Source organism: Microbacterium sp. K2, from assembly GCF_051365005.1.
Classification (GTDB): domain Bacteria; phylum Actinomycetota; class Actinomycetes; order Actinomycetales; family Microbacteriaceae; genus Microbacterium; species Microbacterium foliorum_B.
Genome location: NZ_JBLWII010000001.1, coordinates 2,664,919 through 2,690,128, shown reverse-complemented (window position 1 = coordinate 2,690,128; position 25,210 = coordinate 2,664,919). Strand labels below are relative to the sequence as shown.

The 25,210-nt window shown below is 68.8% G+C and carries 23 protein-coding genes and 1 riboswitch; of the genes, 7 read left to right on the top strand and 16 right to left on the bottom strand.

Features of this window, described 5'->3' with window-relative positions; genetic code table 11:
• Positions 1 to 45: 45 nt before the first annotated feature.
• The 3 genes from ACLKOY_RS13105 to ACLKOY_RS13095 all read right to left on the bottom strand — a co-directional run bounded on the left by ACLKOY_RS13105 (position 46) and on the right by ACLKOY_RS13095 (position 2,350).
• A complete protein-coding gene (locus ACLKOY_RS13105) occupies positions 46 to 234 on the bottom strand; it encodes a hypothetical protein (protein WP_436453994.1) in 189 nt (62 codons plus the stop codon).
• On the bottom strand, positions 155 to 1,693 hold the full coding sequence (locus tag ACLKOY_RS13100) for a DUF4407 domain-containing protein (protein WP_436453993.1): 1,539 nt from the start codon (positions 1,691 to 1,693) through the stop codon (positions 155 to 157). The genes ACLKOY_RS13105 and ACLKOY_RS13100 overlap by 80 nt, the downstream gene beginning before the upstream one ends.
• A 90-nt stretch (positions 1,694 to 1,783) precedes the next feature.
• Complete coding sequence (locus ACLKOY_RS13095; RefSeq protein WP_436453992.1) at positions 1,784 to 2,350, bottom strand: TetR/AcrR family transcriptional regulator; 567 nt, start codon at positions 2,348 to 2,350, stop codon at positions 1,784 to 1,786.
• 66 nt (positions 2,351 to 2,416) lie between these two features.
• Between ACLKOY_RS13095 and ACLKOY_RS13090 the strand changes: the two genes are divergently transcribed.
• On the top strand, positions 2,417 to 3,055 hold the full coding sequence (locus ACLKOY_RS13090; protein WP_436453991.1) for an NAD(P)H-dependent oxidoreductase: 639 nt from the start codon (positions 2,417 to 2,419) through the stop codon (positions 3,053 to 3,055).
• On the opposite strand, the gene rlmN is transcribed toward ACLKOY_RS13090, so the two are convergent.
• Positions 3,004 to 4,293 carry a 23S rRNA (adenine(2503)-C(2))-methyltransferase RlmN gene (gene rlmN / locus ACLKOY_RS13085; protein WP_181164248.1) on the bottom strand — a complete coding sequence of 430 codons (1,290 nt, stop codon included), beginning with the start codon at positions 4,291 to 4,293 and terminating at the stop codon, positions 3,004 to 3,006. The two genes, ACLKOY_RS13090 and rlmN, sit on opposite strands and share 52 nt — an antisense overlap.
• A gap of 70 nt (positions 4,294 to 4,363) precedes the next feature.
• Here rlmN and ACLKOY_RS13080 point away from each other — a divergent pair, with 70 nt between their 5' ends.
• Genes ACLKOY_RS13080 through ACLKOY_RS13070 form a run of 3 tightly spaced genes read left to right on the top strand, consistent with a single transcriptional unit; the run spans position 4,364 to position 6,364 of the window.
• Positions 4,364 to 4,918 (top strand): ribosomal protein L7/L12, encoded by a 555-nt coding sequence (locus tag ACLKOY_RS13080; RefSeq protein WP_436453990.1) that lies wholly within the window; start codon positions 4,364 to 4,366, stop codon positions 4,916 to 4,918.
• Between the two features lie 53 nt (positions 4,919 to 4,971).
• Positions 4,972 to 5,610 (top strand): bifunctional 4-hydroxy-2-oxoglutarate aldolase/2-dehydro-3-deoxy-phosphogluconate aldolase, encoded by a 639-nt coding sequence (locus tag ACLKOY_RS13075; RefSeq protein ID WP_436453989.1) that lies wholly within the window; start codon positions 4,972 to 4,974, stop codon positions 5,608 to 5,610.
• Between the two features lies 1 nt (position 5,611).
• Positions 5,612 to 6,364, top strand: coding sequence for a sulfite exporter TauE/SafE family protein (locus ACLKOY_RS13070; RefSeq protein ID WP_436453988.1), 753 nt, complete (start codon positions 5,612 to 5,614; stop codon positions 6,362 to 6,364).
• A gap of 14 nt (positions 6,365 to 6,378) precedes the next feature.
• Here the strand turns inward: ACLKOY_RS13070 and ACLKOY_RS13065 are convergent, their stop codons facing one another.
• The 3 genes from ACLKOY_RS13065 to ACLKOY_RS13055 all read right to left on the bottom strand — a co-directional run bounded on the left by ACLKOY_RS13065 (position 6,379) and on the right by ACLKOY_RS13055 (position 8,805).
• Positions 6,379 to 7,209 carry an SDR family oxidoreductase gene (locus ACLKOY_RS13065; RefSeq protein WP_140038269.1) on the bottom strand — a complete coding sequence of 277 codons (831 nt, stop codon included), beginning with the start codon at positions 7,207 to 7,209 and terminating at the stop codon, positions 6,379 to 6,381.
• Between the two features lie 30 nt (positions 7,210 to 7,239).
• A complete protein-coding gene (locus ACLKOY_RS13060; protein WP_436453987.1) occupies positions 7,240 to 8,001 on the bottom strand; it encodes an SDR family NAD(P)-dependent oxidoreductase in 762 nt (253 codons plus the stop codon).
• A gap of 171 nt (positions 8,002 to 8,172) precedes the next feature.
• The gene (locus tag ACLKOY_RS13055; protein ID WP_436453986.1) at positions 8,173 to 8,805 is read right to left on the bottom strand and encodes a hypothetical protein; all 633 of its coding nucleotides are present in this window, start codon (positions 8,803 to 8,805) and stop codon (positions 8,173 to 8,175) included.
• 138 nt (positions 8,806 to 8,943) lie between these two features.
• On the opposite strand from ACLKOY_RS13055, the gene ACLKOY_RS13050 reads away from it, so the two are divergent.
• A complete protein-coding gene (locus ACLKOY_RS13050) occupies positions 8,944 to 9,669 on the top strand; it encodes a phosphotransferase (protein WP_436453985.1) in 726 nt (241 codons plus the stop codon).
• A gap of 29 nt (positions 9,670 to 9,698) precedes the next feature.
• Here ACLKOY_RS13050 and ACLKOY_RS13045 read toward each other — a convergent pair whose 3' ends face one another.
• The 5 genes from ACLKOY_RS13045 to ACLKOY_RS13025 all read right to left on the bottom strand — a co-directional run bounded on the left by ACLKOY_RS13045 (position 9,699) and on the right by ACLKOY_RS13025 (position 15,314).
• Positions 9,699 to 11,003, bottom strand: coding sequence for a hemolysin family protein (locus tag ACLKOY_RS13045; protein WP_436453984.1), 1,305 nt, complete (start codon positions 11,001 to 11,003; stop codon positions 9,699 to 9,701).
• A gap of 94 nt (positions 11,004 to 11,097) precedes the next feature.
• Positions 11,098 to 12,180: a TerC family protein gene (locus tag ACLKOY_RS13040; protein WP_436453983.1), complete on the bottom strand. Its 1,083-nt coding sequence runs from the start codon at positions 12,178 to 12,180 to the stop codon at positions 11,098 to 11,100.
• Positions 12,181 to 12,397: 217 nt separating this feature from the next.
• Positions 12,398 to 13,195 (bottom strand): energy-coupling factor transporter transmembrane component T family protein, encoded by a 798-nt coding sequence (locus ACLKOY_RS13035; RefSeq protein WP_436453982.1) that lies wholly within the window; start codon positions 13,193 to 13,195, stop codon positions 12,398 to 12,400.
• On the bottom strand, positions 13,192 to 14,661 hold the full coding sequence (locus ACLKOY_RS13030; protein ID WP_436453981.1) for an ABC transporter ATP-binding protein: 1,470 nt from the start codon (positions 14,659 to 14,661) through the stop codon (positions 13,192 to 13,194). Before ACLKOY_RS13030 ends, ACLKOY_RS13035 begins: the two co-directional genes overlap by 4 nt.
• Complete coding sequence (locus ACLKOY_RS13025) at positions 14,658 to 15,314, bottom strand: ECF transporter S component (protein ID WP_436453980.1); 657 nt, start codon at positions 15,312 to 15,314, stop codon at positions 14,658 to 14,660. The genes ACLKOY_RS13030 and ACLKOY_RS13025 overlap by 4 nt, the downstream gene beginning before the upstream one ends.
• Positions 15,308 to 15,417, bottom strand: a riboswitch (TPP riboswitch). (Overlaps the previous gene by 7 nt.)
• Before the next feature lie 82 nt (positions 15,418 to 15,499).
• Between ACLKOY_RS13025 and ACLKOY_RS13020 the strand changes: the two genes are divergently transcribed.
• Complete coding sequence (locus tag ACLKOY_RS13020; RefSeq protein WP_436453979.1) at positions 15,500 to 17,161, top strand: D-alanyl-D-alanine carboxypeptidase; 1,662 nt, start codon at positions 15,500 to 15,502, stop codon at positions 17,159 to 17,161.
• A 188-nt stretch (positions 17,162 to 17,349) separates the two neighbouring features.
• Here ACLKOY_RS13020 and ACLKOY_RS13015 read toward each other — a convergent pair whose 3' ends face one another.
• The 3 genes from ACLKOY_RS13015 to ACLKOY_RS13005 form a co-directional block, all read right to left on the bottom strand.
• Positions 17,350 to 19,593, bottom strand: coding sequence for an ABC transporter ATP-binding protein (locus ACLKOY_RS13015; protein ID WP_436453978.1), 2,244 nt, complete (start codon positions 19,591 to 19,593; stop codon positions 17,350 to 17,352).
• Positions 19,590 to 21,317, bottom strand: a complete 1,728-nt coding sequence (locus tag ACLKOY_RS13010; protein ID WP_140038277.1) for an ABC transporter ATP-binding protein — start codon at positions 21,315 to 21,317, stop codon at positions 19,590 to 19,592. Before ACLKOY_RS13010 ends, ACLKOY_RS13015 begins: the two co-directional genes overlap by 4 nt.
• A 200-nt stretch (positions 21,318 to 21,517) precedes the next feature.
• Positions 21,518 to 22,579, bottom strand: coding sequence for an enoyl-CoA hydratase/isomerase family protein (locus ACLKOY_RS13005; protein WP_436453977.1), 1,062 nt, complete (start codon positions 22,577 to 22,579; stop codon positions 21,518 to 21,520).
• 121 nt (positions 22,580 to 22,700) lie between these two features.
• Between ACLKOY_RS13005 and ACLKOY_RS13000 the strand changes: the two genes are divergently transcribed.
• Positions 22,701 to 24,644 carry an ATP-binding cassette domain-containing protein gene (locus ACLKOY_RS13000; RefSeq protein WP_436453975.1) on the top strand — a complete coding sequence of 648 codons (1,944 nt, stop codon included), beginning with the start codon at positions 22,701 to 22,703 and terminating at the stop codon, positions 24,642 to 24,644.
• Positions 24,645 to 24,721: 77 nt separating this feature from the next.
• Here ACLKOY_RS13000 and ACLKOY_RS12995 read toward each other — a convergent pair whose 3' ends face one another.
• Entirely contained in the window at positions 24,722 to 25,171 is a 450-nt protein-coding gene (locus ACLKOY_RS12995) for a hypothetical protein (RefSeq protein ID WP_140038279.1), read from the bottom strand.
• Between the last annotated feature and the right edge of the window lie 39 nt (positions 25,172 to 25,210).

The window sequence follows — 25,210 nt, the reverse complement described above, 5'->3', positions numbered from 1 at the left end:
CTACCGGCCGCTACAGACACCGGGGCCCGATCATCGTGACCGGTCTCAGACCCGGGGCTCGACCAGCTGCTCCTGCTCCTCGAGCGTCTGGGCCTGCGCACGCTTCTCCGCGAGCTCGCGCTCCTCGGCCAGCGCCCGCTCCTGCGCCGCCTGCTCAGCCTCTTTGCGCTCGGCCCGCGTCTGCGGCTCGGCAGGCGCAGCATCCGTCTGAATGCCCTCCGACTGCACGGTCACGATCGCCCGCCCTGTCGCGGAACCCTTCGGCCGTGACCTTGTCGAGAGCGACCTGCCTGCGGATCGCGGCGGCCTTCTCATAGAGCGACGGGTCGCCGTACGACGTGAGCACCTTCACGAGCACCGGCAGCAGCTCGATCATGAAGAACAGTGCGGCGATCAGGATGTGCGCCCACAGGATCGTCGGCTCCTTCTCGCTCAGCCGGTTGAGTCCGCTGATCTGGCTGAGCAGCCCGATCGCGCCCGCGTTTCCGGATGCCACCGACTCGGCACGCGCGTTGTAGGCGGCGAGCGCGGTGTCGTAGCTGTCACGCGCAGCGGGCAGCTGCGACTGCGCCTCCTCGCGGTTCTGCGTCTCCGACGTGCTGGTGTTCTCCTTGGCGGCGGTGCCCGCAGCGGCGAGCTCCTCGTTGGCGGTGCGCAGCTGCGCGGCGAGCGCGTCGTAGGTCTGCTGCGCCTCGGCGAGCTGGGCCTCGGCGGCGTCCGAGCTCGCACCCTCGCCGTTCACACCGGTGCAACCGGGAACCGTGCCGGCACCCTCGCCCGTGAGCTCGCACTGATACAGGATGCGCGCCTGGTCGATCACGGCCTGCTGGGCGGTCATCTTGGCGGTGAGGTCGTCGACCGTCGCCTGAGCGGCGGATTCCGTCGCCGACGACGAGTCGGTGCCGGCGACGATTCCGGTGGCCGCCTGGTTCTCGAGCTCGGCGACGCGGTCGGATGCCGCGTCCAGCGCCTTCTTCTCGGGGCCCGTCTCCAGAGCCTCCTGATCGGACTGCGCCTGCGTGATGTTCGTCGCGGCGACCTCGCGGGCGATGTCGTTGTGGAAGATCTGCAGCACGAGCGGCTCTGCCACGACGAAGCCGATGATCGCGGCCATGATCACTCGCGGGATCGCGAGCCCGATGAGCTTCCAGACGTTGCGCGTCGACGTCATGGTCGACGTCAGGAACCGGTCGAGATTGAAGATGATCAGCGCCCAGACGACCGCCAGTGGCACGGCCAGCCAGATCGCGGCCTGCACTCCGGTGGTCAGCGCGAACAGCATCGAGATCGCCGAGACCAGTGCGGTGCCGGCGAGCACGAAGAACATCTGCACGAACCGCGGGGTCTCGCCGGGAACCCGGTCGAGGATCTCGCCGTCCGCTCCGCCGAGGATCGCGAGCTTGCGCAGTCGCGAACCAGGCTCGCGCGGCGCACGCTCGCGCGGCTGCCGGGGCTGACGGCGGGGCTTCGGCTCACGCATGGGCGCGGCAGACGCCGCAGCACCCGGCTCCGCGCCCGCTTCCGGCTCACTGCCGCGCCTGGGGTCGACCGTGTCCGGCGCCTGCAGATCGGCGCCGGTGGGCTCGTACGCACGAAGGAAGTCGAGGTCATCCGTGTCAGCGTTCGGGTCGCTGTCGAGGATGATCCGACCCTGCGAATCGAACCGTCCGGGGCGGTGAGCGGAATAGGGCATTCCGACAATCTACGAAAGGTCGCCTGTGGAAAACGTGCACGAACCCTGTGTTTATGCCTCTGCAGGGGCCGCTCGCAGCGGCACGGAGGATCAGCGCGGGAGCATGCGAGTGAGCGCGTCGGCGCTCGCGGCGAGGGCATCATCGAGCGAGAAATGCCCCGCGGCGCACAGCGTTCCGAGCCCGTGCACGAGGCCCCACACACCGGTCACGCTCTGCTCATCGAGCCCCGCGGCGACGGATGCCGCCCCCAGCAGCTCTTCGAGCTCGACGATCAGCGGGGCCATGGTCTCGCTCGGTTCGCCGGGGATGCAGACCGTGGGGTCGTAGATGACGTCGAAGCCGTTCGCGTGCTCGACCGCGTATCGGATGTACGCGCCGCCGCCCTCGATCACGGCGGATGCCGGGTCGGATGCTCCCTCGATCGCCACGCGCACCGCGGCGACGAGGTCGGCCATGCTCCGCTCGGCGAGCACCTTGAGCAGCCCACGGCGGTCGGAGAAGTGGTGGTACGGAGCGTTGTGGCTCACATCTGCGGCGCGGGCGACCTCGCGCAGGCTGATCTCTCCCGCAGGTTTCTCGGCGAGCAGCTGCATCGCCGCCGCCTCGAGAGCGTGGGCGAGGTCGCCGTGGTGATAGCCGGATCGAGAACTTGACACAAGCAACATTGTTGCCTATCTTGACAGTGTCCACCAGTTCTTGACACTGTCAACATAGGAGTCCGCATGTCTTCCGCCCTGATCATCGACGGCCACCCCGACGCCCGCTCCCTCACCGCTGAGCTCGCCCGGCGCTATGCCGCGGCGCACGGAGATGCGCGTATCCTCGCCCTGCGCGATCTCGATTTCGATCCGTCGCTGCGCTTCGGCTACCGCCAGCGCATGGAGCTCGAGCCCGACCTGGTCGACGCCAAGCGCGCCATGGCCGAGGCCGCGACGGTCGTCGTGTTCACGCCGCTCTGGTGGGGATCGGTGCCTGCCCTGCTCAAGGGCTTCTTCGACCGCGCACTCCTCCCGCAGCAGGAGTACCGCTACTCGAAGCTCGGTCTGCCCGAGGGGCTGCTGCCCGCGCGCAACGGTCGGCTGTTCCTGCTCGCGGACACCCCGTGGTTCCTCACACCGTTCACCGGGCTGCCCGCACAGACGCACGTCGCCCGTGGCACGCTGCGCTTCTGCGGCGTCCGCTCGGTGCGCACGACCCGGATGCTGGGCGTCAAGGACGCGAGCCCCGCGCGCATCGAGTCCTGGCTCGCACGCGCCGAGTCACTGGGTCGTCGAGACGGCCTCCGCGATCGAGGTCGCGGCGCAGAGACTCAGGCCATCGCGGCCGAGGCCGCTTCGTCCTCGGTCGTCGCGACGAGCTGACCGCACGCACCGTCGATCTCCTTGCCGCGGGTGTCGCGGAGGGTCGTCGGGATGCCGGCATCGTTGAGCCGACGCACGAACTCGTTCTGCACCGAGGGCTCCGACGAGGTCCAGATCGAGCCGGGGGTCGGGTTCAGCGGAATCGGGTTGACGTGCACCCATCCACGGCCGCGCTCGTTGAGCTTGTCGGCGAGCAGGTCGGCACGCCAGCCATGGTCGTTCATGTCCTTGATCAGCGCGTACTCGATCGAGACGCGACGGCCCGTCTTCTCGTAGTAGTACCGAGCGGCGTCGAGAGCCTCGTCGACCTTCCAGCGCGAATTGACCGGAATCAGCTCGTCGCGGAGGTGGTCGTCGGGTGCGTGCAGCGAGAGCGCGAAGGTCACCGGGATGCCCTCGTCGGCGAGCTTCTTGATCGCCGGCACGAGTCCGACCGTCGACACCGTGATGCCGCGAGCGCTCATGCCGAGCCCATCGGGCTGCGGGGCGACCATCGAGCGCACCGCGTCCATCACGCGCTTGTAGTTGGCGAGCGGCTCACCCATGCCCATGAAGACGATGTTCGAGACGCGCTCCATCGAGTGGTCGTCGGACTTCTTGCCACCCAGACCGCCGTCGGCGATCAGGCGGTTGGCGCGCACGATCTGCTCGATGATCTCGGCGGTCGACATGTTGCGCGTGAGACCCGCCTGGCCGGTGGCGCAGAACGGGCAGTTCATCCCGCATCCGGCCTGCGACGAGACGCACAGCGTGATGCGGCCGGGGTAGCGCATGAGCACCGACTCGACCAGCGCGCCGTCGTGCAGGCGCCAGAGGAACTTGATCGTGTCTCCGCGGTCGGTCTCGAGGCGACGGACCTCGGTGAGCAGCGGAGGCAGCATGCCGGCCACGAGCTGCTCGCGAGTGTCGGCCGGAAGATCGGTCATCTCGGCGGCATCCGACGTGTAGTGGCGGAAGTAGTGGGTCGAGAGCTGCTTCGCCCGGAATCCGGGGAGGCCGAGCTCCTTGACCTTCTCGATGCGCTCGGCGGGCGTGAGGTCGGCGAGGTGCACCGGCGGCTTGCCGCGCTTGGGGCTCGCGAACTGCAGCAGCGGCCGCCCCTCGGCATCCTTCTGCTGGGTCCACCCCTCGGTCGCAGGGCGCACCTGCGGAGTCTTGGTGGAACGGACGGCTCCCGAACGGGACGACGCGGGTGCCGTGGCGGGGCGCGTCTCGCGCGTGCGGGGAGTCTCGGTCATACCTCCAGGGTACGCGGTGCCGGGTGGGAAGGCCCTGGGGCCGGGGCACGCGCATCCCTAGACTGAGCGGATGGACATCATCATCGCTGTCGGCGCGGTCATCGCAGCTGTCGTCGTCGGCGTGGTGATCATCGGCGCAGCACTGCGGTCGATGCGTCCCCGGTCTCCCGAGCCCCACGTGTTCACCCCGTCGCCGACGATGGCCCGCTCGGTGGCCTCCTCCTCGACGTCGACCGCCTCGGCGTCGCAGCTGACCCCCGCGGCGATCGCCGAGATCGACCGACTCGTAGCCTCGGGGCACAAGATCCACGCCATCAAGCTCTACCGCCAGCACACGGGCGTGCGCCTGCAGGAGGCGAAGGACCGGATCGACCACTGGTCCGTCAGCACCACGGCTCCACATCTCGCGGCCGTGTCGAACGCCTCGGCCGTGCACTCGTCGATCACCGCGACGCCGTCGTCGGTGCGCGGCGCGCTTCCGGCATCCGTCTCATCCGAGGTCGACCGCCTCGTGTCCGCAGACCAGAAGATCCACGCGATCAAGCTCGTGAGAGAGCACACGGGTCTCGGGCTCAAGGAGTCGAAGGACGTCGTCGAGGCCTGGCCGCGCCCGCGTCGGCTGTAGTCACAGGTTGCGGTCGGGGAGAATGGATGCGATCCCCCATTGAAGGAGCACCGATGCCCGACCGTCTCTCCCGTGCCCGCGCCACCGGCGTCCTCGCCGTGCTCCGCGCGCCCTCTCCTGAGCTCGCGCTCGAGGCGTCAGAGGCGATCATCCGCGGCGGCGTGACCGGCATCGAGGTCACCTTCTCGACACCGGACGCACCCGCCGTGATCCGCGAGCTCATCGCACGCCACGGCGATGCCGCCTACATCGGCGCGGGCACCGTCACCACTGCCGAGCAGGCCGCACTCGCCGCCGACGCCGGCGCGGAGTTCCTGGTGAGCCCCGGCACCCTCCCCGCACTGACCCGCGCGATGCTCGACACGGATCGCGTCGTGATGACCGGCGCCATGACCCCGACCGAGGTCATGGGCGCACTCGAACTCGGTGTCGACGTCGTCAAGATCTTCCCCGCCTCGCTCGGCGGCCCCTCGTACCTCGGCGCGCTCCGGGGTCCATTCCCCGATGCCCCGCTGATGCCGACCGGCGGCGTCAGCCCCGACAACCTCGCCGAGTGGTTCCGCGCCGGTGCAATCGCGGTCGGCGCGGGCGGCGACCTCGCGAACAGCGCCTCGCTCGCGGCATCGGACTGGGCCGACATCGAGCAGCGATCGGCGCGCTTCGCCGCCGCACTCGCGGCATCCCGCGGCTGATGTGATCGAACTCGCACCCCTCGCGTGGGCCGCGCTCGGCCTCGCCGCGGTCACGATCGGCATCTCGAAGACGGCGCTGCCGGGCGGCAGCATCCTGGCGATCGCCCTGTTCGCGACCGTGCTGCCCGCGCGCACGTCGACCGCCGCGATGCTCCTGCTGCTCATCGTCGGCGACGTGTTCGCACTCATCACCTACCGCCGCCACGCGCACTGGCCGACGCTGCTGCGGCTGGCGCCCGCCGTGCTCGCAGGACTCCTGGCGGGCTTCGCGTTCCTCGCGATCGCGGGCGACGGCATCGTGCGGCGCGCTATCGGCGTGATCCTGCTCGCGATGATCGCCATCACCCTGTGGCGACGGTGGCGGCAGAACCGGGCGGCGGATGCCGTGACCCCCGTGCCCGGCGGCATCGTGCTCTCCGGCGTCTACGGCACGCTCGGCGGGTTCACGACGATGGTCGCGAACGCCGGCGGACCCGTCATGTCGATGTACTTCCTCGCGACGCGCACGCCCGTGCAGGTGTTCCTGGGCACTTCGGCGTGGTTCTTCGCGATCATCAACCTCGTGAAGATCCCGTTCCTCGCAGGACTCGGCCTGTTCGACCGACACGTGCTGCTGATGGATGCCGTGCTCGCGCCCCTCGTCGTGCTCGGCGCGCTCGGCGGCATCCGCCTGGCGAAGCGCATGAATCAGGTGCTGTTCGACCGCATCGTGATCGCCCTGACGATCGCCGGCGCCGTCTACCTGCTCTTCTGACTCGCGCCCCGGCGTCAATCGAGGAAGATGTCCGGGAACAGCCGGTCGTCAGGAGTTCCGGGCACGGCGGCGTACTTCGAGAAGTCGGTGACGCCGTCGGCTTCGAGCACGTCCTCGACGATCAGCGTCTGGCCGGTGTACTCGGCCGCGGGCTTGAGCAGCACCGCGTAGGCGGCGTCGGCATAGATGTCGGGGGTGCGGCTCGCGGCCATGACCTTGTCGCCGCCGAGCAGGTTCTGCACTGCGGCGGTCGCGATCGTCGTGCGCGGCCACAGTGCGTTCGCGGCGATGCCGTCGCGGGCGAACTCCGCCGCGAGACCGAGCGTGACCATCGTCATGCCGAACTTCGCGAGGGTGTAGCCGGTGTGCGCGCCGAGCCACTTCGGCGTGGGGTTCAGCGGCGGCGACAGCGACAGGATGTGCGGGTTCTCGGCGTCCTTGAGAATCGGCACGGCGGCGCGCGACAGCATGAAGGTTCCTCGCACGTTCACATCCTGCATGAGGTCGTACTTCTTCGCGCCGAGGTCGAGCGAGCGCGACAGGTCGATGACGCTCGCGTTGTTGATGACGATGTCGATGCCGCCGAACTCGCCCTGCGTCTTCATCACGGCCTCGGTGATGTCGTCGTCGTCGCGCACGTCGCCCACGATCGGCAGCGCCTGGCCTCCGGCGGCCCTGATCTGCTCGGCTGCCGAGTGCACCGTGCCCTCGAGCTTCGGATGCGGGGTGTCGGTCTTCGCGAGCATCGCGATGTTCGCGCCGTCGGCGGCTGCGCGCAGCGCGATCGCGAGGCCGATGCCGCGGCTTCCGCCCGACATGAGGATGGTCTTTCCTGCCAGTGACATGGAGTCTCCTTGGAGCGTGGGGGCTGCGGGTTACTTCGGCGCCATGCGAATGGCACCGTCGAGACGGATCGTCTCGCCGTTGAGGTAGCCGTTCTCGACGATCTGCTGCACGAGGGCGGCGTATTCGTCGGGGCGTCCGAGGCGCGAGGGGAACGGCACCTGCTGGCCGAGCGAGTCCTGCGCGGCCTGCGGGAGGCCCATCAGCATCGGCGTCTCCATGATGCCCGGGGCGATGGTGCAGACGCGGATCCCGTAGCGGGCGAGCTCGCGAGCGACCGGAAGGGTCATCGCGTGCACGCCGCCCTTCGAGGCCGAGTATGCCGGCTGACCGATCTGACCGTCGAAGGCCGCCACACTCGCGGTGTTCACGATCACGCCGCGGTCGCCGTCGTCTGTCAGATCGTTCTTCGCGATCACGGCGGAGGCCTGCGAGAGGACGTTGAAGGTGCCGACGAGGTTGATGCGCACGATGCGCTCGAAGTCGGCGAGCACGGCGGGGTTGCCCTCACGATCGAGCACCTTGGCCGGCGGGGCGATGCCGGCGCAGTTGACCACGATGCGCAGCGGGGCTGCCGCCTGAGCTGCGGCCACGGCCGCGGCGGCATCATCGGCGCTCGTGACATCGCCGCCCGCGAAGACTCCGCCGAGCTCGTCGGCGATCTCGGCTCCGGCCGACGACGGCAGGTCGAGGATCGTGACGACGGCGCCAGCGGCGGCGAGGGTGCGTGCGGTGGCGAGGCCCAGACCGGACGCACCGCCGGTGATGAGAGCACTCGAGCCCTGGATCTGCATGCGGTTCTCCTTCGAAACGTGTGCGACTCAGTGTCAGTTTAGCTGATTCCGAGTTTCAGGTGACACGTGAGGAGCGTGGCATCCGTCGACAGTGTCGATCCCGAGCCTACGCCGCGCACGCCGAAGGGACGGAGCCATGCCGGCCCCGCCCCTTCAGAGCGACTCGCGAGATCAGACCTCGATCTGCGCGGCGATGCCCTTCAGCTTGTGACGTGCGAGCGCGAGGTTCGCCGACGCGCTGTTGAGCACGAGGTAGATGAAGAGACCGTTCGCGCCCGTCGTGTTGAGCACGTTGATCAGGTGGTACTGCGAGCTCAGGGTGATGAGGATGTCATCGATCTCGTCGGTGACCCCGAGGTCTCGCATCGTGGCGAGCTTGGCGCGCACGACGTTGGAGTTGCCGGCCGCGGCGATCCCCAGGTCGAACGAAGGGTTTCCGCCCTGGGCGAGTGCCATGCCGCTGCCGTAGTCGACGATCGCGGCGCCGGTGGCGCCCTCGATGGCCAACAGCTGCTGCAGGGCGTCGTCAAGTGAACTCATGTTGTACTGCTCCTCAATGGTGATGCGTGCGCTCTCGACGGTGCCGTCGGGCGCGGATGGCTCAGCGTCTCCACTCCAGATCCACTCCACGAACTGGTCGAGATCCCGTTCGCCGGATTCCTGCGACGACGCCGCCGGAGCCTTCGGCAGCCCGGCGGCGGTAGTCTGAGCGGCGTCCGACCCGGGGGCCCCGGATGCGGACGAGGCGGCGTCGGCATCGCTGCCGTGCCGCCGCCACCACTGCGACCGAGACGAAACGCGCACGAAGACCTCTGTGTGTCGAGTGGGATGGATGATGCGGTCGCCGACGGCGACCGGGACTGAGACTAACCGCGGATGACCCCCGAGAACCGGGAAAATACGTGCATACCGATATACGTTTAGACACGAAGCGAGCGACCCATGAGCATCCCTTCCGCCACGACGGCGATCCCACCGATCGTGCTGTCTCTGGCCGCGGGCGCCAGCCTGACCCCGGTGTGGCTGAACGGCATCGGCGGGCTCACATTCCGCACTGACGACGGGCGCTACATCAAGTGGGGACCGCACGACGCCGAGGCGAACATGCGCGACGAGGCAGAGCGGATGCGGTGGGCGCGGCAGTGGATCCCGGTTCCCGAGGTGCTCGATCAGGGCGAGGATGACGCTCACGAGTGGCTCGTCACCGCGGCGCTACCCGGGCACAGCGCCGTCGATCCCCGCTGGAGCGACGACCCCGAGACCGCGGTGCGCGCCGTCGGCGCCGCTCTGAGGGCGATGCACGACTCGCTGCCCGTCGAGCAGTGCACCTGGGCGTGGGACCCTGCGTGGCGGATCTCGAACGCCGCAGAGCGCGGCGTCACCGTGCCCGCCGACCTGCACGAGCCCCCGCCGGTCGACAGGCTGGTCGTGTGCCACGGCGACGCCTGCATGCCCAACACCCTGCTCGACGACGCCGGTCGACCGCTCGCGCATGTCGATCTCGCCGCTCTCGGCACAGCCGACCGCTGGGCCGACATCGCCGTCGCCTCGATGAGCACCGAGTGGAACTTCGGTCCCGGCTGGGCGGACGCGCTCATCGAGGCCTACGGAGCCGCCCCCGATCGGGAGCGCCTCGAGTACTACCGTCGGCTCTGGAACGAGACCTGAGGCTCAGGCATGAGCCTCAGGTCTGACGCTCATGCCCGCGTGCCGCCTTCTGCGGCATCCGACCGCGGCTCCTCGTGCAGAACCACCCGGATCTCGGCGATCCGCCGGCGGTCCACGGCGGTGACCCGGATCGTCGCACCGGGCACCTCGACCGAGTCTCCGACCACCGCGAGGCGTCCGAGCATCTCCATCACGAAGCCGGCGACCGTGTCTGAGGCACCTCGGGGCAGGGCGATGCCGGTGATCTCAGCGAAATCCTGCAGATTCAGGCGTCCGTCGAGCGCTCCGCCGGCATCCTGCATCCGGTCTTCCGTGTCGTACTCGTCGAAGATCTCGCCGACGACCTCCTCGACGAGGTCCTCGAGGGTCACGATGCCGTCGGTGCCGCCGTACTCGTCGACGACGACTGCGATCTGGTGTCCGGCGGCGCGCATGCGGGTCAGGGTCGGCAGCACGCCCGCGGTCGACGGCACGTACTCGACCGGGCGCATGAGGCCCAGCACCTCGCGCGTCGAGTCGTCGTGCGCGGCTTCGAAGAGGTCGCGCACGTGCACGAAGCCCACGATGTCGTCGAGCGAGGCGTCGATCACCGGGTACCGCGAGAACGGCAGCTCCCTGACCTGCGTGATCGCCTCGGCCAGCGTCGCCGCACCGTCGAGTGCGACGACCTCGGGGCGCGGCCGCATGACCTCGCTCACCTGGCGGCCGCGCAGCGACAGCACGTCGTCGAGAATCCGACGCTCGTCGTCGGGGAGGCTTTGATGCGTCGCGACGATGTCGCGCAGCTCCTCGTCGCTGAGCTCGTCGGCGGCCTTGTTCGGATCGCCGCCGAGCAGGCGCACCACCGCGTTGGTCGACACCGAGAGCAGCCAGATGACGGGGCGCATGACCGTGGCGAAGCCGTCGAGCACCGGCGCGACGGCATACGCGAACTGGGCATTGCGCTGGATCGCGAGGCGCTTGGGCACGAGCTCGCCCAGCACGAGCGAGAGGTACGCGATCACCAGCGTCAGCAGCACGGTCGACAGCGTCAGGGCCAGCGGGCCCGCGACTCCGAGGTTCTCGAGCAGCGGCGCGACCGACGGGGCGATCGAGGTCGCACCGTATGCTGCCGACGCGAAACCGGCGACCGTCACGCCGATCTGCACCGCAGAGAGGAAGGTGTTCGGGTTGCGAGCCAGACTCGCTACCTTCTCTCCCCGCCTGCCGCGAGCCGCGATGGCGTTGATCTGACTCTCGCGCAGGGTGACGAGCGCCATCTCGGTGGCGGCGAACACGCCGCCGACGAGGACGAACACGAACACCAGTGCGATGTTCACCGCGAGGTCGCCCATCAGCGGGTCACCTCGAGCGGTGCGGGGGTGCCCGAGGTCATTCGGGCACCGGGTCTGTCAGGGTCTGCGGACGCGTCTGAGCGGCGCGACTGGTTCACGAGTGTTCCTTCTGTGTGTCGGTGGTGAGGGATGCAGAGGTGGAGCTGGCGGAAGCGGCGGCGGCTGCATCGTCGTCCGCGACCGGCGAGGATGCCGCGTCGAGCGCATCGCGCTTGTCGTCGCGTCGCGTCTTCATGAGGCTCGCGATGGTGGCGACGGCGATGGTCGCGCCGATGAAGACCAGAGAGAACCAGATCGGGATCTCGGGCACCCAGAGCAGCGGCTCGCCGCCGTTGATGAACGGCAGCTCGTTGACGTGCAGGGCGTGCATGACGAGCTTGACGCCGATGAAGGCGAGGATGACCGCGAGACCCTGGGCGAGGTAGACCAGGCGCTGCAGCAGACCGCCGATGAGGAAGTACAGCTGACGCAGACCCATGAGGGCGAACGCGTTGGCCGTGAAGACGATGTACGCCTCTTCGGTCAGACCGTAGATCGCGGGGATCGAGTCGACCGCGAAGATCAGGTCGACGAAGCCGATCGCGATGATCACGAGGAACATCGGGGTGAAGAAGCGCTTGCCGTCGCGCTTCACCGTGAGGCGGTCGCCGTTGTACTCGTCGCTCACCGGCAGGATGCGGCGCACGAAGCGCATGAAGCGGCCGTTGGCCGGGTCGGAATCACCGTGCGCGAACGCCTGTCGGTAGGCGAGGAACAGCAGCAGGGCGCCGAAGAGGTAGAAGATCCACGAGAAGTTCTCGATCAGCGTGGCACCGAGGGCGATGAAGCCACCGCGCATGATGAGCGCGATCACGATGCCGATCATCAGCACCTTCTGCTGATAGATCCGCGGCACGGCGAAGCCGGTCATCACGATCAGGAAGACGAAGAGGTTGTCGATCGAGAGCGCCTTCTCGGTGAGGTACCCGGCGAAGTACTCTCCGCCGTAGGTCCAGCCGGACACGGTGCCGATGCCGACGCCGAACAGCAGCGCGAGGCCGATGTAGAAAGCCGACCAGCGCGCGGACTCGCCGATGGTGGGCTCATGCGGCTTTCGCACATGGGCGAAGAACTCGTACACGAAGAAGGCGATCGTGACGGCGATCGTGATGATCCACACGAGAGGCGTGATGTTCAAGGAGGTCTCCAAAAGACGAGGCGTGACGATGTCGACGCCAAGGTCTTCTCCATTCTCGCGGACGAGAACCGGGGACCCGGGATGCAGGGACATCCGTAATGACGAGCCGCCCGTGGTGGAGTACTCCCCTTGGGTTCACTAGATGCTAGCGAATACATCGGCATCTCAGCTATGAGAAAGCTGAATGGGCACTGTGGGTCGGCCGCTTCCCGCCGCCTCAGGCGGTCGGACCGAGGATGAAGTTCCAGGCCCCCGTCAGCACGGCCACCGTGATCGCGACCACCGGGATCACCGCCGCGACGACCACGAGCGCCGTGTCGCGTCGGTCCCACCTCGACTCCCGCGCCCACGAGCGTCGGCCGGTGCCGCCGAAACCGCGAGCCTCCATGGCGGTGGCCAGCGAGGATCCGCGCCGGATGGCCAGCACGAACAGCGCGAAGGCCATGCCGAACGCTCGGCGCACGCGTCCCTCGTCGGCGACTCCGCGGGCTCTTCGCGCGAGTGACAGTGCACGCCAGTCGTCGGCGAGCAGGCCCAGCATCCGCATCCCGGCGAGCGCACCGACAACGAACCGCGCCGGCAGCCTGACCCGCTGTGCCAGGTCGTCGGCGAGGTCGGTGGGATCGACCGTGACGAAGAGCACCACGGCGGGCAGTCCGATCGCGAGGACCCGCACGGCGGTCGCGGCGGCGAGGGTGAGCGAACCGTCGCTGACGCGCATGACCAGCCACTCGAAGTGCACCGTGCCGCTGGTCGCGCCGTAGAGCGCGATGGTGACTGCGCTCAACGGTGCAGCGATCCACAGCACGGCGGTGCGGGTCCAGAACTCCTTGGCCCGGAGTCCTGCGAGAAGGAGCAGCGGGATCTCGAGCAGCAGGGCGACGGATGCCGAGACGACGTCGATCGTCAGCACCAGGGGCAGCGCGATCAACAGTGCGGCGGCGAGCTTCGCCAGGGCTGAGCGGGGGGCGATCGGCCCCGTTCTTTCGACGCGGGCGGTCAGCGGATCGATCATCGGTCGACCTCGCCGACCTCGAGGCGCCGCGCGTGCAGGGCCTCCAGCACGGCCTCGTCGTGGCTGATCGCCACGATCGCCGTGCCCTCATCGCGCAGGCGTGCGATCAGGCCGACGAGCTCGGCCCAGGTCGTGGCATCCTGCCCGAAGGTGGGCTCGTCGAGCACCAGCATCCGCGGCCGTGTGGCGAGTGCCGCCGCGACAGTGAGCCGCCGCTTCTCCCCTCCCGACAGCGTGTACGGGTTGGCGCCGGCCAGCGAGGTGAGGCGCAGCCGTTCGAGCAGATCGTCGACGCGGGCGGCGATCTCGGCGTCGGAGAGCTTGAGCGCCCGCGGTCCGACCGACAGCTCGTCGCGCACGGTCTTGGCGAGCAGCTGGTGCTCGGGTGTCTGCATGACCGATGCGATGCGGGTGAGCAGGGCGCGAGACGACCAGCGGATGGGGTCGGCGTTCTCTCCCGCGGCGAGCGCAGGCAGAGCCGAGACCCGGCCGCCCTCGGCCGGGATGAGTCCCGCGAGCGTGAGTCCGAGCGTCGATTTGCCCGCGCCGTTCGCGCCGGTCACGCCGAGCACCTCGCCGGCGCGCACGTCGACGTCGAACGGACCGGCGACCGCGAGCCCGCGCCTCCGGGCGACCGTGAGGCCGCGCGCTGCGAGCAGGGTCTCTCCCGGCGGGCGCGCAGGCGCGGGTGGCACGGCCGGCGGGTGTCCGGGAACCCACACGCCGGATGCCGCGAGCTCGGCCCCTCGCGCACCGAGGACCTCGTCCGGGCTGCCATCGGCGAGCACGACCGTGCCCTCCGGTTCGGCGCCGAGCACGATCACTCGGGTGACGAGCGGCAGCCAGACGTCGATGCGATGCTCGATCACCACGAGGGTGGCACCCGTGGCGTCGAGGGCGGCGGCGACGGCATCCCGCACGTCCCGCACTCCCTCGGGGTCGAGATTCGCCGTCGGCTCGTCGAGCAGGATGGCGCCGGGGCGCATCGCCAGCACGCCGGCGAGTGCGAGACGCTGCTTCTGACCGCCCGACAGCGCCGCCGTCGACCGATCGAGTGCGACGTCGAGCTCGACCGCATCCAGCGCCGCCCGCACCCGCTCCCAGATCTCGTCGCGGGGGACGCCGAGGTTCTCGCAGCCGAAGGCGACGTCGTCGCCGACCCTGGCGAGGATCGTCTGGGTGTCCGGGTCCTGCAGAACCATGCCGACCCGACCGCGTGCCTCGGTGGGCGGAACGCCGTCGACGAGCAGCCCGCCGTGCGTCTCGCCCTCGTCGGCGCCTCCCAGCACCCCACCGAATCCCTGCAGCAGGGTCGACTTGCCGGAGCCCGAGGCACCCAGCAGCAGCACCCGCTCGCCGGGTTCGATGCGCAGGGCGATGTCGCGCACCGCCCAACGCAGTCGCGTCGCGTACCGCCACCCCCAGCCGCGGGCTTCGAGGGTGGCGGGCGTCAGGGGCGAGCTCACACGCGTGCGGTGACCTCGCGGCCGGCGGCGAACCGGCTGAGGGCGCCCGTGGCTGCGAGTCCTCGGGCGATCAACCACGCGCCGAGTCCGGCGATGACGGCACCCGAGATGGTCGTCGACACGATGTACACAGTGGTGAAGAGCGTGTCCGCACCGGCGTACCAGAGGATGCGGTCGTTGATGCCGCACGCGAGTCCCGCTCCGGCACCCGCCAGCATCGCGACGGGCAGACGCCAGACTCCGTAGAGGAACACGAGGAAGATGAGCTCAGCTCCGAGTCCCTGTACGAGGCCCGAGACGATGGTGAGCGGACCCCACGCGTTGCCGACGAGGGCCGAGATGATCGCGGCGACCAGCTCGGTGTAGAGCGCGGCACCCGGCTTGCGGATGATGAGGCCGCCGAGCACACCGGCGATCAGCCAGGGGCCGGCGAGCAGGCCCTGCACGCCGGGGAGCAGGGGGGTCAGGATGCTGCTCGGCACCTCGTAGCCGACGTTCCAGAGCAGGAAGATCAGCGCGCAGGCGACCGCGATGACGCTGGCGACGACGATGTCGACGACCCGCCAGCGCCAGAGCTCGGGGCGACCGAGGCCCTTCGAGGCGCGCGAGACGGATGCGGATTCCGTGGTGGATCCGGACGTGGATGTACTCATCAGTGACTCCTCCCTGCGCTGGCATTACCCAGATCAGGTTCGACGGTCGAAGCGCGATTCGCTCCCTCTCAGCCCGGCTCGCCGGACTCCCGTGGTTGTTCTGACGATCTTACCCAGTGCCGACACTCGCGTCTGCTCCTGTTGCAGCGACACGGAACTCTGCGGGAGTTCGGTACCGTGAGGAGGTGACCGCTCCTGATTCCGCCGAGGCCACCGCCTCCGCCGTTCCTGCGGGCGACGCGTCGACGCCCGATGCGTCAGCGCCTGCGGGTCCGACGGCTGATGCGTCGGTGCCTGAGACGTCAGCGCCTGCCGGTTCCGCGGCTGATGCGTCGGGGCCTGCCGGTTCCGCGGCGGCGCTGCCTGAGGCAGACGTCTCAGCGGCCGTCGCGACGGATGCGGCGCCCGAATCGGATGCGGATGACGAGGCCGCTGCGATCTTCGCTCCTGACACGACTCCCGACACGGCTCCCGAGGCCCAGTGGGCCGAGGGCACGAGCGGTGGGACGCCGCTGACGTGGGTCGACGCGGTCGAAGTCGCTCGACACCCGGCGACCGAGGCGCTCGATGACACCCCTCCCGCGGCGAGCGGCGGCGCACTTCTGACCGGAGCGCACCTGCGCCCGGCGATCACCCGCCCCGGCGTGCTGGTCCCGCTCGGCGTTCTCGTCGGATTGCTCGGCACCTATGTCGGGTCGGCCATGCTGTGGCCGCTGCACGAGGTTGCGCCGACCGTGCAGGCGGTCGAGCTGACGACGATCGCCGCGCCCGCAGCCGCCATCACCTGGCCCGCCCAGGGAAGCGCAGCCGTGGGAATCGGCGGCATCGGCACGATGTCGTCGTCGCTCGATGCCGCGGCGATCGCGAGTGTCACGAAGGTCGTCTCGAGCTTGATGGTGCTCGATCGGATGCCCCTCGCCGTGGGCGAGCAGGGCCCGGAGTTCTCGTTCACCCGGGCAGACAACCTGGCGTACTGGGACTACCGCCGCTCCGACCAGTCGGCACTCGACGTGCCCGTGGGCGGCACGCTCACCGAGTTCCAGCTCCTGCAGGGAACGCTGCTCGGTTCGGCGAACAACTACATCGATCGTCTCTCCCAGGAGATCTGGGGGTCCCCGTCGGCGTTCACTGCCGCGGCGGAGGTGTGGCTGCGCGACCGCGGCCTCGACGACATCACGATCGTGACCCCGTCGGGGTTCGACGATCGCAACAGGGCCACGCCCGAGTCACTGGTCGCGTTGGCCGAGCTGGCGATGCAGAACCCGGTGTTCGCCGGCATCGTCGGCACCCCGTCTGTCGATCTTCCGGGCGCGGGCACCGTGGTGAATACGAACGGGATGCTGGCGGATCCCGGCGTGGTCGGCGTCAAGACCGGCACTCTCGGCGACAGCTGGAACCTGCTGACCGCGAAGGTCATCACGCTCGACGACACGACGGTGCACCTCTACGCGTCCGTACTCGGCCAGGCCGATGATGCACAGCGCCTCACCGAGACCCGTTCGCTGTTCGCTCAGGTCGAGACGGCGCTCGAGCAGCTGCCTCCCGCTGTCGCGGCCGGCACCGTCGTCGGCACGGTGACGACTCCGTGGGGCGCGACCACCGATGTGGTGACGGATGCCGATGCCGACATCGTGCTCTGGAACGGCGCGACGGCCGAGGCTTCGACGGACTTCTCCCTCGGCGACAACCGCGAGTCGGGCGACGAGGTCGGCACGATGACGAGCGCCGGACCCTTGAACACCGTGACGACGTCGCTGTCGCTCGCAGACGACGTCGATGCACCGAGCCCGTGGTGGCGCCTGACCCATCCGCTCGAACTGCTCGGCATCACGGCAGCGCAGCGCTGAGATCGAGGCGCAGGCCCAGGCCCAGGCCCAGGCCCAGGCTCAGGCTCAGGCTCAGGCTCAGGCTCAGGCTCAGGCTCAGGCTCAGGCGACAGCAGAATGCCCCGCCCCCGGGATGAACGGGAGGCGGGGCATCGTGCTGAGCAGGCCGCGTGCTGACCAGGCCGCGTGCGGATCGGTCCTCGTGCGAATCAGACCTTGTGGCCCCCGTCGTCTGAACGCTCGACGACGGACTGTGCCGCGGCTGCTTCGGCGGCGGGAACCTGCGCACCCACCGAGACCCCGACCTGTGCTGCCGCAGCCGCTTCTTCGGCGTCGCCGCTCACGACGACAGGGGTCGAGCCCGTGAGCGCGTCCTCTGCGTCGATGTCGGTGGCCGCCTGCTCGAACTGCGACTGGTAGAGACGCCAGTATGCGCCCTGGGCGGTGATGAGCTCGTCGTGCGTGCCCTTCTCTACGATGTCGCCGTGCTCCATCACGAGGATGAGGTCAGCATCGCGGATGGTCGACAGACGGTGAGCGATCACGAACGACGTGCGTCCCTGTCGCAGCGCCGCCATCGCGTGCTGCAGCAGCACCTCGGTGCGGGTGTCGACCGCCGACGTCGCCTCGTCGAGGATCAGGATCGACGGCTGAGCGACGAACGCTCGCGCGATCGTGATCAGCTGACGTTCACCCGCCGAGACATTCGACGCGTCCTCGTCGAGCACCGTGTCGTAGCCCTCGGGGAGGGAGCGCACGAAGCGATCGACATACGTCGCCTTTGCCGCCTCGAGAACCTCGTCGTCGGTCGCGGTGGAGCGTCCGTATCGGATGTTCTCGCGGATGCTGCCGGCGAACAGCCACGGGTCCTGCAGCACCATGCCGGTGCGTGAGCGCAGCTGCTCGCGCGTGACCTCGGAGATGTCCTGACCGTCGAGCAGGATCCGCCCGCCGTTCAGTTCGTAGAACCGCATGATGAGGTTGACCAGCGTCGTCTTGCCGGCTCCGGTCGGACCGACGATCGCGACCGTCTGACCGGGCTCGACCCGGAACGAGAGGTCGGTGATGAGCGGGCGCTCGGGTGTGTACGAGAACGCGACGTTCTCGAACTCCACGACGCCCTTGCCGTCGGCGAGCTTCGGAGCATCGACAGCGTCGGCCTCCTGCTCTTCGGTGTCGAGCAGCTCGAACACCCGCTCGGCGGACGCCGTTCCTGACTGCACGACCGCGGCCATGCCACCGAGCTCCGAGAGCGGCTGCGTGAACTGCTGCGAGTACTGGATGAATGCCTGCACGTCACCGAGACGCAGCTGCCCGCTCGCGACCATGAGGCCGCCGAGCACAGCGATGCCCACGTAGGTGAGGCTGCCGACGAAGGTCATCGCCGGCATGATGATGCCGGAGAGGAACTGCGCCTTGAAGCTGGCCTGGAACAGCTCCTCGTTCTCGTCCTTGAACTTCTCGAGCGCATCCTGCTCGCGACCGAATACCTTGACCAGCGCGTGGCCGGAGAAAGCCTCTTCGACGCGGGCGTTCAGACGACCGACCTTGCGCCACTGGGTGCCGAAGGCCTTCTGCGACCGAGGGCCGATGACACCGAAGATCACGCCCATCAGCGGGAGTGCGACCAGCGCGACGAGCGCGAGCTGCCACGAGATCGAGAACATCAGCACGAGCACACCCACGACCGTGAGCACGGCCGTGATCGCACCCGACAGCGACTGCTGCATCGTCTGCGTGATGTTGTCGATGTCGTTGGTCACACGCGAGATCAGGTCGCCGCGCTGCACCTTGTCGAAGTACGACAGCGGCAGCCGGTTGATCTTCGCCTCGACCGCTTCGCGCAGGCGCCACATGGTGCGGACCATGATGACGTTGATCACGTAGCCCTGGAGCCAGCTGAGGAAGGCGGCCGTGACATAGATCGCCAGCACCGCGATGATGATCCACCGCAGCGCGTCGAAGTCGACGCCGTCACCGACCCGGAAGCTGCCGAGTGCCGCGACCTGGTTGGCGAAGTCGTCTCGTCCGTCCTGCCGCAGCCCCGCGACCACATCCTCCTGTGAGGTGCCCGCGGGGAAACCGGGGAAGTCTCCGTTCGCCTGAGCGAGCTGCACCGAGATGAAGCCCTTGTAGATGAGGTTCGTGGCCTCGCCGAGCACCTTGGGCGCGGCGACCGTGAGCACGACGCCGACGGCACCGGCGATCGACACGAGGATGAACCACACGGCCGACGGCTTGAGCAGCCCGATCATCCGACTGAAGCTCTTGCCGAAGTTGTCGGCCTTGCCCGGTGCGACGCTGTCCCAGCCGCCGCCGTCCTGGCGCGCCTTCTCGGCGAGCTCGGCTTCGTACTTCTCTTCCTCGGTCATCTCGGGCTCGACCGCAGTGGTCGCGGCCGAGGCCTTGGCCGCGCGACCACGGCGGGTCTTGGAGGTGTTCTGCTCGCTCATGCGTCCACCCCCAGCTGCGATTCGACGATCTCTCGGTAGGTGGTGCTCGTCTCGAGGAGCTCCTCGTGCGTGCCGACGCCGACCATGGTGCCCCCTTCGAGCACGACGATGCGATTCGCATCGGTGATGGACGAGACGCGCTGCGCGACCACGATCTTGGTCACGTGCGGCAGCTCACGCCAGAGGGCTTGCCTCAACCGGGCGTCGGTGGTGAGGTCGAGAGCCGAGAACGAGTCGTCGAACACCAGGATCTGCGGCTGACGCACGATCGCTCGGGCGATCGCCAGACGCTGACGCTGTCCGCCCGACACGTTCGTGCCGCCCTGGGTGATGCGCGATTCGAGGCCCTGCGGCATCTCCTCGACGAAGTCACGACCCTGCGCGATCTCGAGGGCGTGCCAGAGCTCTTCGTCGGTCGCGTCCTCCCGGCCGTAGCGGAGGTTCGACGCCACCGTGCCGGTGAAGAGGAACGGACGCTGCGGGACCAGACCGATCGTCGCCCACAGCGACTCGACGTCCGCCTCACGGACATCTGCGCCGCCGACGAAGACCGCCCCGCCCGAGACATCGAAGAGCCGCGGGATCAGCGACACGAGTGTCGTCTTGCCGGCACCCGTCGAACCCACGATCGCGACGGTCTCGCCGGGCTCGGCCGCGAAGCTGATGCCCTTGAGCACCGGAGAGTCGGCCCCGGGGTAGGTGAACTCGACATCGTCGAAGGCGACCGAACCGGGGGTCGGGAAGTCGGTGACGCCGTTCGCCGGGCGTTCCATGCTCGACTGCGTCTCGAGGACCTCGCCGATGCGCTCGGCCGAGACCGCGGCGCGCGGGATCATGATCGCCATGAAGCTGGCCATGATGACGCCGCCCATGATCTGGCCGATGTACTGCATGAACGCGAAGATCGTGCCGACCTGCACCGTGCCGCTGTTGACCTCGATGCCGCCGAACCACACGACCGCAACGATCGTGACGTTGAGGATCAGCATGAACAGCGGGAACAGCAGGACGAACAGCGAGCCGACCTTGCGGCCGACCACCATGATGTCGGTGTTGGCACCGCGGAAGCGCTCTTCTTCGATGCTCTCTCGCACGAAGGCTCGCACCACGCGCACGCCGGTGAGCTGCTCGCGCAGCACGCGGTTCACGGTGTCGAGTTTGCCCTGATAGCTGCGGAACAGGGGAACCATGCGGCTGACGACGAGCCCGGCGACGATAAGCAGCAGCGGCACGGACACCGCGATGAGCCAGCTCAGACCGATGTTCGTCTGCACGGCGAAGATGATGCCGCCGATCGCGAGCAGCGGCGCGGTGACGAGCATGGTGGCGCCCATCATCGCGAGCATCTGCACCTGCTGCACGTCGTTCGTGTTGCGAGTGATGAGTGAACCGGCACCGAACTGCGACACCTCGCGCTCGGAGAATCCGCTCACCTTGCCGAAGACGTCGGCGCGGATGTCGCGCCCCGCACCCATCGACGCACGGGCGGCGAAGTAGGTCGCGATGACCGAGGCGATGATCTGCCCCAGCGAGACGGCGAGCATGAACAGTCCGGTGCGCCAGATGTAGGCGGTGTCCGACTGGGCGACGCCCTTGTTGATGATGTCTTCGTTCAGGCGCGGGAGGTAGAGGGTGGCGAGCGCGCTGGCGAACTGGAACACCAGGACGGCCGCGAGCAGCCACTTATAGCGGGCGAGATAGCGGAGGAGGATTTTTCCCAGCACAGGCGGACTTTCTAGGAAGGATGAGTCGGCGGATCTCCCGACGGGCGGACGCAGGCCGAGGATCGCGCACAAGCAAGAGTGGCATGAACTTCGGACATTCGTATCCCCCGATGGGTGGACCTTCGCTGACAGCGAACCATTTCACGCGCGGCCAGCGGTTTATGCACCGCGGCGAACAACCACGGATATACCGAAATGTCTCAGAAGAGCGAGCGTTCGGGCACGAAATGCCGAGCCTCGGCACCGGCATCCGACGGGAGTTCGGCGATCGTCGCCGGGTTCCACTTCGGGTTGCGGTCCTTGTCGATGAGCTGGGCGCGGATGCCCTCGACGAGATCGGGATGCCGCATCACGAACCACATCACGCGGCGGTACTCGCCCTCGAGCGCGGCTCGCAGGTTCGGGAGTCGACGCGCCTCCCTGACGGCGTCGAGCGTGACCGCCAGTCCGGTCGGGGCCAGGCTCTCGAGCAGGTCCGCGGTCGTCGCGGCATCCGCAGCCTCCTCCGCACGCAGTCGCGACACGATCTCCGCGGTCGTGTCGGCCGAGAACGCGCGGTCGATCCAGTCGCGTGAGGCCGGCAGCGCAGACGGCTCCGGAGTCTCGTCGAACAGCAGCACGATCTCGGCCGGCCCGGTCGGGTCGGCACGATAGGCGAGCGCCTCGCGCAGTGCATCGAGTCGATCGGACGGCACGAAGTGGTCGGCGAAACCGAGCAGCACGGCATCCGCTCCGTTCATCGTCGAGCCGGTGAGTCCGAAGTACTCGCCGAACCGGCCGGGCGTGCGCCCCAGCAGCCACGTGCCGCCGACGTCGGGGGTGAATCCGATGCGCGTCTCGGGCATCGCCAGCTTCGAACGCTCGGTGACGATGCGGATGGCCGCGTGACCCGAGAGGCCGACGCCGCCGCCCATCGTGATGCCGTCGGCGATGGCGACGATGGGTTTCGGGTACTCGGCGATCATCGCGTTCAGCGCGTACTCGGCGCGGAAGAACTCGGTGGTCTCCTCCGTGCGTCCTGCCACGATCTGCCCATGCAGTCCGCGAACGTCTCCCCCGGCGCACATGCCACGCTCGCCCGCGCCGTCGATGACGACGATCTGCACATCGGTGTCGTGACGCCAGTCCTCGAGCGCCTGCGTCAGCAGCTGGATCATCCCGGGGTCGAGCGCGTTGATCGCTTCCGGCCGGTTCAGTGTCAGCCGGCCGAGGGCTCCTTCGGTGCGGACGAGGACCCGGGGAGCTGCGCTGGATTCGGTCACGGGTGCCAGGCTACCCGGTGGACTGACCCTTGCATCCGGCGGCGTTTGTAGGGTAAATGCACGATCCTGCGGCTTTTCCGGCAGGATAGACAGAACTGCCCACTGCAACGAGAGGTCGCAGATGCCCGACGGACAGGTGCTCGAGTTCACGCACGTCACGAAGCGCTTCAACGACGTGACGGCGGTGTCCGACTTCTCCGCGAGAGTCGAGCCCGGTGTCGTGACCGCTTTCCTCGGCCCGAACGGCGCCGGAAAGACCACCACCCTGCGCATCCTCCTGGGGCAGGTGCGCGCCACGAGCGGCACCGCCACGATCGGTGGAACCGCGCATTCAGAGCTGCGCCACCCGCTGCGCACGATCGGCTCCGTCCTGGAGGAGACCGCGTACCGCCCCCGCCGCTCGGCCTCACGCCAGTTGACGATCGCGGCCAAGGCCAACGGCATCCCGCTCTCGCGCGTCGACGAGGTCCTCTCGCTGGTCGGTCTCGAGCACGAAGCCGAAGGTCGCATCGGCAGCTTCTCGCTCGGAATGCGTCAGCGGCTGAGCGTGGCGCACGCGCTGCTGGGCGATCCCGGCGCTCTGGTCTTCGACGAACCGGCCAACGGCCTCGACCCGGAGGGCATCCGCTGGATCCGCCTCCTCCTGCGCCGCCTCGCAGACGAGGGCCGCACGGTTCTCGTCTCCTCTCACGTGCTGAGCGAGATCGAGCAGGTCGCAGACCACGTGCTCGTGCTCTCGAAGGGTCAGCTCGTGCTCTCGAGCGGCATCGAGAAGCTCGCCGACCCGTCGGCAGGATCCGTCGTGGTCGACGCGGTGGATCGTGCCGCGCTGAAGTCGGCGCTCTCAGCGGCCGGCCTCGAGGTCGAGGTGCTCCGCTCGGGTCTCACGGTTCGCGGCAGCAACGCGGGTGCGGTCGGCGCCATCGCGGCATCGGCGGGCATCGCCCTCGCCACTCTCGTGCAGCGCGGCCCGACCCTCGAAGACGTCTTCATCGAACTCGTCCGCGGCGGCAGGCTCGCACCGCAGGCCATCACCGCCGCGCCGGTCGTCGAGGCCGAAACGCCGGTCGCCGAGCCCGCAACGCCGGTCGAGGGGGACGAGACGCCGGTCGCGGAGGCCGAATCGCCGGTCATCGGGGGTGCGGCGGCATCCGAATCCTCGACCGCCGATTCCGCCGAGACGCGCTCCGACGCCGCCGACTCCGAGACCTCCCCGGCTGAGGATGTCTCCGAGTCCGACGCAGCCGCGCCTGACTCCTCCGACTCCGATGCAGCCGCGCCTGACTCCTCCGACTCCGATGCAGCCGCGTCAGACGCCGCCCGCGCGGCAGCCGATGCGGCTGATGCCGAGGCCGACGACGCGGCGGATGCTGCAGATGCCGCTCGTGATATCGAGTACGCCGCGGCGGAGCTCCGCTACGCAGCGGACGCCTCGGATGCCAACGACGCAGAGGATGCGGCCGACGTCGCCTCCGAGGCAGCCCATGCGGGCGACGAAGACGCCCCCGGCGATGCGGACTCGACTGGCGGATCGACCGACGCGGAGACGTCTGCCGACCCTGAGGCGGAGAGCACCCGACCGTCGTTCGACGACATCCTGTTCGGCACGGCACCGGCCGACGGTGCCGACGCTCCTGTCGCCGCGGACGCCGATGCTCACATCGCTGACGACGTTGCCGACGCTCCTGCTGCCGAGGACTCCGACACGGCCGCGAACGAGGACGGCGACGACGGGCACTCCGGAGTCGAGTTCTTCGCCGAGGTGCAGGAGTCCGACGAGTCGGAGGAGGCTTCCCCTCGCGAGGACGACCCTCGCTCGGCGGCCGTCACCTCGATGCTCGCCGCCGCCGCGCGCGCGTACTACGAGGACGAACCCAAGGACTATCCGCTCGGAGAGGCCGACGCATCAGCGGAGGCTGAGACAGGCGCGGAGGCGGAGACGGACGCGGATGCCGCTCCGGAAGCGGACCACGGCCACGACGGTGAGCAGCACGAGGGCGAGCACCACGAGAGCCACGAAGGTGAGCAGCACGAGCACCACGAGGGCGAACACGACCGTCCCTGAGATCAGCTGAGCGGGCCTCGATGCGAACGCCCTCCGTGCCGTAAGGCTGCGGAGGGCGTTCGCTCGTTCAGGGTCTCTCAGGCGGGTCGCGGGCGGATCACCGGACGGCGACTCCCCTTCGACACCGGCGTCGGCGACGTCGCCACGATCTCCTCGACGTCCGCCGGCTCATCCGAGACGTCGAGTCGGAGCGCCTGGGTCAACGCGAGGCCGTGACTCGTCGTGAGTATCAGCCGTCGGTACTGCGCGTCACCCGAAAGATCGATGACCACGCTGGGACGCCGGCGGCGGATGAGGACGAAATCGACGCTGCCCGCGGCCTTCCACGTTCCTGCGGCGAGCACGCCGGGGATGTGCGTTCCGGGATTCGGCACGCCACGCAACCAGGTCCACGCGTCGTCGATCAACTGGACCTTGGTGATGGTGTCGCGCACGAGCCGCACATTGTCACGGTGGAAGCTCGCGGCACGCTCGATCGGCGAGAGCACGATCTCGAGTTGCGTCTGGTCCAGCAGCAACGTCACCATGCGTCCAGTCTGCCAGCGGCACCCTTCCAGATGTCTGTG